Genomic DNA, 7,770 nt, shown 5'->3' with positions numbered 1-7,770 from the left:
TCCGAACCTGATCACGATCACTGGAATCCGTGATCACCATCGTCTGGAACACCTGATCACCATCCCTGGAATGCGCAAATTTGATGCGTCGTCCCAATAAAAAAACGCGCGCCGCCTGTTTTCCGGACCACTTTGCTCTTCTGAAATCCGGCGCGTTGGGGGTACTCCCTGGTTCACTCGCACTAAGGAGCGGTAGGCTCGGCTATATTCTTGGCTGGTCGAGGTTGCCGAATCCGCATCCTGGATAGTTTTGACCGTCGGCTGAGGAATAACGTGCGATGAGGGGAAGGACCGTGGATCACGACAAATTCAACGATCGCCTCACGTATCTGGAAGGGCAGGTCTCTCGGTTGCTAGTTGCCCTTTGCTGCGCGCTTAGCGTCATCCTCGTGCTTATCTTCTATCAGAGAGCGCCATTTTCTTTCGATCAGGATGTGGGTGACGCCGTCGTAAGAATGATCGGTGCGGTCGCGTCGTCTGTCGTAGTGGGCTGGCCAATCGTGAGATGGGTCGTAGGCAAAAAGTCAGAATAACCGCTTGCCCGTCCGCACTACTATGACCTGTCCAGCCTGTCCTGCTCAGCCCGCGCGAGCGCCCTTCGCCTCTTCCTTGGCCGTGGTGCTATCAACCAGCTCGGGCCGCGTGCGGCGGCTAGGGAGGTCGTCCCAATAGATTTTTGGCGAGCTTTCCGCAACCCGAGCGCCAACGCAAGGGCCCAGCTTTACGCGAGGCCGCCGCGGGAGCATATTGTCCGCACGGAGGAGAATTTCTTAACCCTTTGAGGTAGGGAGATCCGGCGATGCGCAGGCTCGCACCCACCGTGGCCGTGTTGGCGACGATCTCTGTGTTGCTCGCAGCAGATTGCGCAAATGCTCTCCCGTTAGGCGGTTGCCGCCCTCCACCGTGGTATCGAGGCTGGCAGACGTCCCTTCCGTATCTGTGTGCGGATTATTGGTGGTGGCCGAGGTACTACTATCTCGGCATGGGGGCGCACTATCGCCACTATCATCGTCGGTGAGCCTTCGCGCTGTGAGCGCGTCGTTCGCTTACCAACGGGGCCGCGGGCCAAGTCCCTGCGGCTGGCGCGGGCGAGAGTGAGTCGGCCGTCACCCCCTGTCTGGTCGGGAGGTCATTGGGCCAGGGTCACAGTTCAGGTCCGCGGGTTTTTCACCACCCCAAGATCAACTCCCCCAATTATCTTGAAGGGCGACCGGGTGGTCACCACGGGCGGTGACCGGGCGGACGAGGCTCAGTGCAACGCGTCGTATTTCCGGATCTCCTACAACCGTGTCAGGCACAAGGACGCCTGGTTCGCGCAAGCCAGCGAGAAGTATCGCTTATCGCGACGAGAATTCGACCGCGCCTGGTCTCGAGCAATCGCAGAAACGACCTGCAATTGGGCTCGGCCTGGCGCCCCCATGCGCGACGATGAGGCACGCGGAACATAGCGGCATGCTGTCTGCGATGGCGCACACGTTTTGCGACATGCGGGATACTGGGCCTCATCGATTCCGGCCCATCGCGTCATTTTCTGCGCTGCACGAATGTGGCCGCTAATCGCGCAGCGAAGCGGACATGACCGAATTTCATGAGTACGCGCCATACCCAGCAGCGGGGGCCGCACGCGGCAAGCCACTGGGCAGTTGCTCGCGGGAGTTTTGCGCCAGACGACTGTTGAGGTGGCCACGGGTTATTTGACTTCCGTACCGATCTTGAGTGTTTCAGGTCGGATTGTAGACTTTGCGCCGAGCGAACGGTGGTTCTTGATCTCCCTGATCAGCAGCAACCGTTTTGTTTGCGCGGCGTTCAGCAAGCCCTCAAGACGAAGATCTCGCGCGCCTCCACGTAGACTTCCGCATTGATGGCATGCTGATCGAATCCACAGGATGCAAGGCGCGCGTCGATCTCGGTCGCAGCGATTGGATCGGTCCGCCAGCTCAGTGCGTTTTGCAGTGTGTAGTACTCCGCTTCCGCTTCGAACTCGGGGACGATTCCAATCATGTCGATGCGGCGAAGCGCCGCTTCAATTGCTTTTTGGCGATGCGTCTCAAGCAGCTTGTGGCGCAACAGGCGATAGCGTTGGATCTCCCAGGACAGTTCAGCGATATCGATGGCGAGCAGCCATTCGATGGCGGATCGCGGTGCGAGGTCGGCGAAGATGGCCTGACGCAGCGCCTGGTAGTGCTCGAGCCTCTCGCCCGGCAGCAGCAAAGGCGGCGGTGCCAATGCCTCAAACTCGACCAGGTAGCGCGGTCGCAGTCAGCTGGTGCGTGGTAGGGAACGGCCGGTTCATGGCGAGGCCCCCGAGCCGAGTTGTGCCGGCAAAGCCGCGCTCGCCATTCCGGCATTGGTTTGATCGTGGACTGGGCTAGCCGCCCACAGCTCCCGCGCGACTGCCAGCGGCGCGATCCGCAGGTTGGCCCACCAGGCTCGTTCGTTGCCATGGCGATGCAGCTGGTGGTGATGGGCGCGGCACAGGGGGACCGTGAATTCGTCGCTGACCTTGCGGCCAACCGTCCGGGGTTGGGCGAATTTCAGATGGTGCGCATCGCACGGGATTTGTTGGCAGATGAGGCAAGGCTGCTCCCGCACAAACAACAGGTGCGCCTTGCTGTGCTTGCGGGGCGGATCCTTGGGATGGGCGAGCCCTGCCTCGGGCGCCGCTGCTGGCGACGCCGGTTGCGCCGCGGCCTCGGCGCCCGTGTTGCCGGCTTGGACCGATGCTGGGGTTTGCTCGCGATCTGAGACGGGCAAAGGTTCGACCATGACGGCTGCGCGACCTGAGGCAGTCTCGAGCTTGGTCCGATAGGCAGCTTCGACCATCCCGGCGTCGACCTCCAGCAGGGTGTTCTTGAGCGGAATGCTGGCCTTGGCCCAGGTGAGCAGGTCGTTGCTGGCGGACAGGGCTGCGAGCTGGCTTAGGAGCTGCTCCCGCAGCTCGGCGGATTGCGGCGGCCCCAGCACCGGCGCGCGGTTGAGAACGCCCTTGGCGGGCTTGGCTTTGGCGCCAAGAGGTCCTTGCGGCCCCGCCTCCGGCAGGGCTGCCAGCGCATCCGGTGCGTCCAGATCGTCCTCGCCGGCAATCCCGACCAGGGCGAACAGGGCATAGCGCCGCGCATAGGTCAGCGCCGCCCCCATCCGGTGCGGTGCCTCGACATCTCTGGTGGCGCACACCGGCCAGTCCGAGGAGATCCACTCGCCCGAGGAATGGGCGAGGAGAGTGGTGAGATGGATCTGTCCAGTGGCCACCTCGATCCGGGTGGTCTGGATGGTGGCGATCTCCTGCTGGCTTAAGGTCTTGCGCACGATGTCGAGGCCGGAGGCCAGGGACGCGTAACGAAAGGTCCGGTCGTCATCGCGCAGAAACGGCGGGCGGATCTGAGCGGTCAGGGTCTTTTCCGGGTTGGTCAGGTCGGCCTGCGCTTTCGGGACCTCCTTTGATCCCAGCTGCTTGGCCGCTTCCGCCGACCTCTCGGTTCATCCGACGGTCAAACCGGACCGAGTCTACAGATGTTCCTAACGCCGAAGCCGTTCGAGGATCATCTTCGGCCGCGCAATCGACTCCAGCCTTCATCGCGCGACAGGCCGCGGGGCGGAGGGGCATTGCTGATCGTTAGCGATATTCCTTGCACGACGGGTTGTTGTTGTCCGGCAGCTGGTGCGAGGGGACGCCCTTGCATCGGCTGCATCGGAATGAGCCGGCGGTGACGATCGCTGGCCCCTTTTCAATTGTACCAGAGCACGACCGCAGAACCCTCGCTAAGTCGCCGTTACGACCGCTTTTTGCCACCAAGCTGCCACCGACTCGACCGACGAATAGTCCCGCTTTTGCGTTCTTTTTTATGGAGATACCGAAGTGGCTATGGGGAAAGTTAAATGGTTTAACGCGACAAAGGGGTATGGCTTCATCCAGCCGGATGGTGGCGGACCGGACGTATTCGTCCATATCAGCGCCGTTGAAAAGGCCGGCCACACCGGCCTCGCAGAGGGCGCTCGGGTCAGTTACGAGCTGCAGGCTGGTCGTTCAGGCAAGGTGAGTGCCGAAAATCTCCGTCTTGGTTGACCGCACGCAAAAAATCGATGCTTGCTAGCGGCCGCCTCGGTTGGCGAAACTAGTGCGCCGCCGGGAGTCCCGGCGGCAAAGCTTTTGGAATCGGCACCGCCCCTGTTTCCAGAGACAGGGTGGGCACCCGTGCCCACGCCAGCTGACCTTGCGACCGCGACTCCAGCCAAGTGGTTGCTAGCTGTGTCCGTGACCCCAGCCGTGGCCGCTTCACTCTCCATCGCGGGATGGCTGCGGTGCCGGCACTTTCTGCCGAGGCTGGATCGCTGCAGCGAGGTTCTTAAAGTAGCCGAAGACGAACAGGCGTATCGCGGAGGATAGATTACCTTGCTGGCGGTTGCGGTCGATCTCACCGACCAGCTCCGAGAGCGTCACATTGCGCAGGCTGGAAATCTCCTTCAGGCCGGTCCAGAAGGCCTCCTCAATGCTGACGCTGGTCCTGTGGCCGTCGACGACGATGGATCGTTTCACTACCGGGGATTTCATGGCTAATCCTCGCGCTCGATGCAATCCGATCCTGCAAACGAGAACGGCTCCGCCACGCGAGGCTGGGTACACACCGGATTCGTCCCTCCCTGGGGCACCGCGCGCAAAGCACTGTACCGGGAAGAAGCGGTAAAGTGAGACGCGCTCTGGGAGTAACCCAGAGGTATCTCGATAGCCCTTGACGGCGGACTCCTCGTCGGAGTCTGATCCGCGGCCTTGCGCCCGGCTCCCCCCGTCGCGAAACTTCCTGCGATTGAGGGCGCGCATGATGCCAATTCGCGCCAGCAGCGTCGGCCCGCCTTTCTCCGCCACCAGGATCAGCGCTTCCATTGCGGCTGCCCTTCCGGGGCATCATGCACGACCTTGGGCAGCGCGGCGATTACTCGCGGGCATCGCGCAGCGTGATCAGCTTGCGGCCGCCAATCTTTATTGGATCATCGAAAGGCCGCCCCCAGCCCTTAGTCATCCTTTGGGGTACTCCATCAGAAAATAAAATTGCCGCCGTCCGCGATGGATTTAAGCGGGCGGCGTTCTTGCTTCTTTCTGCAGGGGGTGAGGAGCGGCTCCGGCGCTCGGGCTGGCGGAAACGCCGGAGCCGTCCACGTCGCTGCCGCCGCGGGCGTTCTTCAAAAATTCGGCCCCAACTCCAAGGGGGCTTGGAGAGCTGAGGCCAGTTGCCGGGCCAACCAAGGCTTGTGCTGGCCCAGGCGCGTCAACCTGCATCAGGGTTGCCCCGCATGCGATGGGCAATCGGCCCAACTCGGATTTGCCGCGATGGCGCTGACGTTTCGCCTTCAGCCCTATCTCTCGTCTTCAAAGAATTGGCGCGACTCGGCGCGCAGCCGCTCCAGAGCATTTCTGACCGCATCGAGTGAGTTTCGCTGGTCGTCCCGCAGATAGCCCGATGAGATCAGCTTTTGGATCAATCGACGGCTGTAGTCTGAATAAGGAAGCTCGCTCGACGAGTTAGACATTTTCCCCCCGCTCATTTCTTCGTCTTCAGCCCGATCTCGGCGCATGGCCGCCCTAGATCGCACCCATGTTCACGCAGATCGCATAAGCAATCACAAACATCGGTAGAGTGACGAAAAATACAAAGACGCTATTCACATCGCGGTGCCGCGCAAACTCGCGGTTCGCATCGGTCTCACGGCCGTGAGGAACGACCGAAAAGTTTTGGCTTGGGCGACTACGTTTGGTTGCGCGCCGCAAAAGGTGTTTGACTGCTGCTTCGTATTCGCTCGACACTTCTGGATCAAGAGCCATCGGCGCTTATCCCCCTGCATGCGGCAAACGTGCCGGGAAAACGGGATTCCAGCAATAGTTCATCAACAGTTGAGGGGTATCCTCAAGAGGTCGCGGGAGGATTCCTCAACCTACCCCTTCTTACCGTGACCGGACATGAAAGCCCGTCGGCGCCAATGCCGGCGGGTTTGTTTTGTTAACTGCGTCAGCTTCTGGGTCCGGAATCGAGCATTCAGAGCCTATGATTAGATTAGGCGCACGCGTGGTGTTCGACCGCATCAGCCGAAGGGCAGTCACCAGCTAAAGCACCTCAGCGCGAACCTGGGCTACGCCCCGATCGGTAATCCCCAAGCTGCGCGCAGCACTGAGCGAAAGGTCAAGGACGCGGCCACGGACCCACGGTCCGCGGTCGGTGATACGAACTACTACGGACTTATTGCTCTTAAGATCAGTGACGCGAACTCTCGTTCCGAACGGCAAACGGCGGTGCGCCGCGGTTAGTAGATTCCGATCAAACGATAAGCCGCTCGCTGTCTTCCCTTTTGAATACGAATAGTACGAGGCTTTTCCGGCGAAGACTCGGTTGGAAGGCCGAGCGGGTAAGCGAGCTTCCGAATCTCGTGTTGGCTCTCGTTCAGTCAGTGTTTGCGTTTGCGACTGATCCTGCTTTGTCTCGGCAGGAATGGGCTCTGCGTGTGCCTTTGGGATAACAGACCATCGGTCATTGAAATCCTGTGCTGCAGCGGGGTTCGCATTCAATCCGATCCATGCCGGGACTGTCGCAATCGCGACCATTCTGAAAAGAAGACGCATTGTCGGCCTCACCAACAAACTGAAGAACAAGCCGACAATGCAAGGTCATCAGGCTGCGTTCCTGAACACGCATTCGCATGTCGTAAAAAGGTGATTGCATACCGACATTGCCGAGCAAGATGCCGGGGAGCGCGCATACGCACCGCAGCAAGTCAGTTATCTCGCTGCAGCGCATCACGTGCTTGAAGGAATACCAGGCTAGGGCGCGGTCGATTCGAGGCTTGGACTGGCCCGTGGAAAAATTTACGTGTCCCCAAAATGGCGATTCTTGGGGTATCGCTGTCGCTGGCCAAACCTGAGAGGAATCATGAGGGGGCTGTATGGCTAATAGGCGGACTGCTATTCGGAGTGATCGGCGGTACTGGCGGTCTCCTCTACATCCAGTCCCAATGATCGCCGGCGCCTCTGACATCGTCTTTTCCGGAAAGATGTTTTTCGCCAACGAATTCGCTGGCGCGGAGTACGTCACAGCATCTGGCAGGCTAACCGGCGAGGGGCGATTTGCATCAATGTTTTGCTGCTCTCTCCACGAATTCCAGCAGCGATGGAGCTACCTCGTCGAGTTCAACGAGGCGACGGCGCAGCTCGTCGGCGATCTCCGCGGTTACGTCGCGCGACCATCCCTCTGCGGTATTGAAGGCCACAATGCGCATCGGGCGAATATATTCTCCGTCCAGCAGATGGTTGATCAGGGTGTCGCGATTGGCGTCCTCTTCATCGGTCTCAGACCAAGCGCGGCCCAGCCCGCCGCCAAAGTCCTCTAGCACCAGATAGACGTCCTCCGGACCCTGCGGCACAATGGACGGAGCGGGACTCATGAGAGCAATCCCTTTCTGGCCTTTCAATCGTCGCCCCAAACGATCGAAAACACTATGGCTGTAAAGGGTCAAGCACGTCCAATGATCACCGGATCAACCGATAAACCTAGGGTAGCTTCTTACGTCGCCGCAGCTCGGGATTAGGCTTGTATCGGCTGAGGGGCTGCCTCATGCCGATCGTGGCGAGTATGGTCGGGCCGCCGCTAGGGAGTCCCACGACGTTCGAAGCTTTTGAAGCGGATCCTCGACCTTCCGCTCCACCGTTGACGCTAGCACTACTTTGGCAGAATCTGTTTGCGCCAGTGTTTTTCAAGGATTTGTTTTCGGCAGTATGGACACCGTTGA

The 7,770-nt window shown here is 60.3% G+C and carries 7 protein-coding genes; 1 reads left to right on the top strand and 6 read right to left on the bottom strand.

Annotated features, from left to right (window positions below; all coding sequences use genetic code 11):
- Positions 1–1,806: 1,806 nt before the first annotated feature.
- Positions 1,807–2,226, bottom strand: a complete 420-nt coding sequence (locus Q2941_RS49635) for a hypothetical protein (protein ID WP_458197250.1) — start codon at positions 2,224–2,226, stop codon at positions 1,807–1,809.
- A gap of 63 nt (positions 2,227–2,289) precedes the next feature.
- Positions 2,290–3,447, bottom strand: coding sequence for an ERF family protein (locus tag Q2941_RS49630; RefSeq protein WP_458197253.1), 1,158 nt, complete (start codon positions 3,445–3,447; stop codon positions 2,290–2,292).
- Between the two features lie 409 nt (positions 3,448–3,856).
- Between Q2941_RS49630 and Q2941_RS49625 the strand changes: the two genes are divergently transcribed.
- Positions 3,857–4,063 carry a cold-shock protein gene (locus tag Q2941_RS49625; RefSeq protein ID WP_458197249.1) on the top strand — a complete coding sequence of 69 codons (207 nt, stop codon included), beginning with the start codon at positions 3,857–3,859 and terminating at the stop codon, positions 4,061–4,063.
- 210 nt (positions 4,064–4,273) lie between these two features.
- On the opposite strand, the gene Q2941_RS49620 is transcribed toward Q2941_RS49625, so the two are convergent.
- The 4 genes from Q2941_RS49620 to Q2941_RS49605 form a co-directional block, all read right to left on the bottom strand.
- Complete coding sequence (locus Q2941_RS49620; RefSeq protein WP_458197252.1) at positions 4,274–4,549, bottom strand: ribbon-helix-helix domain-containing protein; 276 nt, start codon at positions 4,547–4,549, stop codon at positions 4,274–4,276.
- A gap of 1,026 nt (positions 4,550–5,575) precedes the next feature.
- Positions 5,576–5,815, bottom strand: coding sequence for a hypothetical protein (locus Q2941_RS49615; RefSeq protein ID WP_458197248.1), 240 nt, complete (start codon positions 5,813–5,815; stop codon positions 5,576–5,578).
- A 279-nt stretch (positions 5,816–6,094) separates the two neighbouring features.
- Positions 6,095–6,589, bottom strand: coding sequence for a septal ring lytic transglycosylase RlpA family protein (locus Q2941_RS49610; RefSeq protein WP_458197251.1), 495 nt, complete (start codon positions 6,587–6,589; stop codon positions 6,095–6,097).
- Between the two features lie 524 nt (positions 6,590–7,113).
- Positions 7,114–7,425, bottom strand: coding sequence for a hypothetical protein (locus Q2941_RS49605; protein ID WP_458197247.1), 312 nt, complete (start codon positions 7,423–7,425; stop codon positions 7,114–7,116).
- Positions 7,426–7,770 lie beyond the last annotated feature (345 nt).

This window comes from Bradyrhizobium sp. UFLA05-153, from assembly GCF_054185185.1.
This window is presented reverse-complemented; position numbering and strand designations above follow the sequence as displayed.